Source organism: Paractinoplanes aksuensis (genome assembly GCF_024137025.1).
Classification (GTDB): Bacteria; Actinomycetota; Actinomycetes; order Mycobacteriales; family Micromonosporaceae; genus Actinoplanes; species Actinoplanes aksuensis.
Map to the genome: position 1 here is coordinate 1 of NZ_JAMYJR010000084.1, position 2,546 is coordinate 2,546.

Annotated in this window: 5 protein-coding genes; all 5 read right to left on the reverse strand. The window is 73.1% G+C overall.

Annotated elements, in window-relative coordinates; genetic code table 11:
* On the reverse strand, positions 1-244 hold a 244-nt coding region (locus tag M1L60_RS46605), incomplete at its 3' end, for a universal stress protein (RefSeq protein ID WP_253244059.1).
* Between the two features lie 17 nt (positions 245-261).
* Positions 262-1,050, reverse strand: coding sequence for a rod shape-determining protein (locus tag M1L60_RS46610; RefSeq protein WP_253244060.1), 789 nt, complete (start codon positions 1,048-1,050; stop codon positions 262-264).
* Positions 1,051-1,107: 57 nt separating this feature from the next.
* Complete coding sequence (locus M1L60_RS46615) at positions 1,108-1,425, reverse strand: TraR/DksA family transcriptional regulator (RefSeq protein WP_253244061.1); 318 nt, start codon at positions 1,423-1,425, stop codon at positions 1,108-1,110.
* Positions 1,426-1,510: 85 nt separating this feature from the next.
* Complete coding sequence (locus tag M1L60_RS46620) at positions 1,511-1,885, reverse strand: BON domain-containing protein (RefSeq protein WP_253244062.1); 375 nt, start codon at positions 1,883-1,885, stop codon at positions 1,511-1,513.
* Positions 1,886-2,032: 147 nt separating this feature from the next.
* On the reverse strand, positions 2,033-2,546 hold a 514-nt coding region (locus M1L60_RS46625; protein ID WP_253244063.1), incomplete at its 5' end, for a PucR family transcriptional regulator.

Below are 2,546 nucleotides of genomic sequence, written 5' to 3' on the forward strand. Positions count from 1 at the left end.
CCGACTGCGCCTGCAGCACGGCCGCGTCCAGGACCACCGCGGCCCGCTCCTCGGCGGTCCGCAGCAGGTCGCTGCGGTGCGGGAACCGCCGGCCCGGCACCCGCCACTCGTAGGCGGCGATCACATGCAGGTCGGCTCGGCGTCGCTGAGCCTCGGCGGCGGCCCACCGTACCGCCGCGGCGCCGGCCGGCGAGCCGTTGACTCCGACGACAACCTTCGCCGTGGTGATGGCCATCCCTTCCATGCGTCGTGGGAGTGTGTTCACGCCCCGGCGGGGTGGCGGAGTATCGACTTCGCCACCTGGCCCGCGCCGTGCAGCGCGGCCGTCACCGGAGAGGCGGCCCGGTGGACCGGGGCCCGCAGGGTGCGGGCGAGGGCCTTGGTCAGTTCGGGCTGCGAAGCGCCCGCTCCGACCAGCAGAGCACCGCGCCGCAGCGCGGCCGGGAGATCTGCCGCTCCGGGGCCGGCGCGGACGGCGTTGACGTGGCTGGCGACGGCGTCGGTGATCAGCTCCAGGGTGGCGCCCCGGGCGAGGTCGCGGACGCCGATGTCGATGCGGCGGGCGGCGGTGACCCGGCCCTCCCGCAGCAGCGCCACCTCGGTCAGCTCGGCGCCGACGTCGACGACGAGCAAGGTCCCGGCCGCGGCGCCCGAACCGATCGCCGCCGCGCGCACGGAGTCGATGAACAGCACCCGTCGGGGCTGGAAGACCGCTTGGAGAACGCGCCGGCTCACCCGCAGCTCGGCCTCGCCGGACAGCACCGGCCGGCAGGCCACGATCACGCCGCCGCGGGGCACCGGCTCGACATAGCGGCGGACGAGCGCCGACAGCGACGCGATGCATTCGTCGGCGTCGACGATCCGGCCGCGGCGCACGGCCTCGGCCGTCGCCGAGCCGGGGTCCGTACATGATGCGCTGATGCTGCCCCGGCGGGCCGCCCACACTCCGGTGGTGCAGCTGCCGAGGTCCACGGCCAGCGCCACCGGACCGGAGTCACGCCGGCCGGTGGTGTGGGGTCGGTCCGGCGTGCAGGAGACCTGTGTCAGCACGGTGGCATCGGTTCTTTCTCGCGGTGCGGGCCGGGAAGTTCGGGGCGGGCCGTACGACTACCCGTGATGCTTCTCTTTGCAGGGAACGCAGTGCTGGGCGTGCGGCAGGATCTCGAGGCGTTCGGGCGGGATCGCGGAACCGCACTGCACACACGCGCCGTAGGTTCCGTCGGCGATGCGGCGCAGGGCGCCACTGATCTGATCGAGGTTCTGCCGCGTGGCAGTCAGCATCGCGGCCCGGTTGTGCGCCTCGGCGGAATCGCTCGCGGCCGTGAGTTGCTGGAGCCGGGCCGTCTGCGTCGCGAAATCCTCGCTCAGGGTGGCCCGGACGGCCGCGAACTGTCCGCGGCCGGTTGTCTCGATGTCGATGGTCATGGTGTGTCCTGTGGTCTGGGGGCCGATAAAGAGAATGGGCGAAGCCGGATGGCTTCGCCCAGGTGGTTCGTGGAGGTCGACGACCTCATCGAGCCCGGCGTCGCCGTCGACTCCGGCCGGGCCGGAACGGCTCGGCGCTGAACGGGTGTGTCCGGCCGACCCGGGAGCGGACCAGGCGGGAATCGTCGAACTCGTAACGGATCTGGTCGTCGACGTCGCTGATCCCGGGCACGGCCGCGGCCAGCCGGGCGGCGATGCCGGCGGTGGACTGCCGTCCCACCGCGCCGGTCAGCACCGCGGTGCCCCGGTTCACCCTGACCTGTACCTGGCCGGGGCTGAACCACAGGCGCCGCCGCAGCACCTCGCCGACCTCGCGGGCGATCCCGAAGTCAGCCGGGTGCGTCAGGGCACCGTCCGGCGCCGTCTCGCGGGTCGTCGCGTCATCGGTCCGGGTCTGCATCACGGCACCTTCCCGGACGGGTCAGCCCTGCTTCGTCGTCGGCATCTGCTGCATCCAGCTTGTCCTCGGAGTTCGCCTTCGACCACGGTGTGCGACGGCGAGGAAGCGCATGGTTCATTGCCGACCGTCGGCAACGACGAGCGGGGGTCAGACGCCGGACAGGGGCTTCCGCGGCCAGTCCAGCGCCCGGGCTCCCAGCACGGCGGCTTGCAAAGTGAACCGGTGGGCCGGTTCCGACGGGTCGTAGCCGGTCAGGTCCTTGACGCGTTGCAGGCGGTAGGTCACCGCCCGGACGGACACGTGAATCCGCTTCGCCGTCTCGGTGGCGACCGCGCCGGTGTCGTAATAGGCCTGCAGAGTGGCCAGAAGCGGCTCGGCCCCGCCGCGCGCCTGCTCCAGCGGGTGCAGGACACCGTGGACCAGCTCGACGATGGCGGGCTGGTCCCGCAGCAGCACCCGGTAGATGAGCAGTTCCCGGGCGCTCACCACGGGCGCCTCGAGCCGCAGCCGCGTCGCCATCGAGAGGGCCTCCCGGGCCTCCTCGTACGAGCGGGCGATACCGTACAGCCCGGGGTGGGGCCGGCCGACAGCGATGCGCCACGGCCGTCCCCGGGGCAGCCGGCGAAGCTGGTCGTGCATCAGCTCGCCCAGGTCGGAGGCG

Bases quoted from the DNA above. Each gene is read 5' to 3' on its own strand.
- M1L60_RS46620 (WP_253244062.1), bottom strand. From the start codon at position 1,885: ATGCAGACCCGGACCGATGACGCGACGACCCGCGAGACGGCGCCGGAC.
- M1L60_RS46615 (WP_253244061.1), bottom strand. From the start codon at position 1,425: ATGACCATCGACATCGAGACAACCGGCCGCGGACAGTTCGCGGCCGTC.